The sequence below is a fragment of the Methylobacterium sp. J-078 genome, assembly GCF_022829285.1.
Lineage (GTDB): Bacteria > Pseudomonadota > Alphaproteobacteria > Rhizobiales > Beijerinckiaceae > Methylobacterium.
On record NZ_JAKSYI010000103.1, the window covers coordinates 1 to 301 of the forward strand.

A 301-nucleotide genomic window follows, 5' to 3' on the forward strand; every position below is an offset into this window, starting at 1 on the left:
AGTACCGCCTCAGCTGCCCCGACCTACAGACCCTGCGGGCCTACGCGCTGAACCTCGGCGACATCGTCGGCGGCAACCCGCATCTTGACGTGCCGACTTTCGACGGGAACGTGCCCGGCAAGGTGCTCAAGGTCGACATCATCCAGTACAAGGCGCGCCAGCTCGGCGTGACCTCGGAGGACATCGCCGGCCTGCTCACCGGCATCGTTGGCGGCCGGTCGATCACTCAGGTCCGGGCTTCGATATACCTCGTCAACGTGGTCGCCCGCGCTCAGTCGCTGGAGCGCAATTCCCCCGACCC

1 protein-coding gene is annotated in these 301 nt (G+C 66.4%); it reads left to right on the plus strand.

Annotation, left to right across the window (positions count from 1 at the left end; translation table 11 throughout):
• Positions 1-301 (plus strand): hypothetical protein (locus MKK58_RS16145; RefSeq protein WP_243913013.1); only part of this gene is annotated, 301 nt, incomplete at both ends.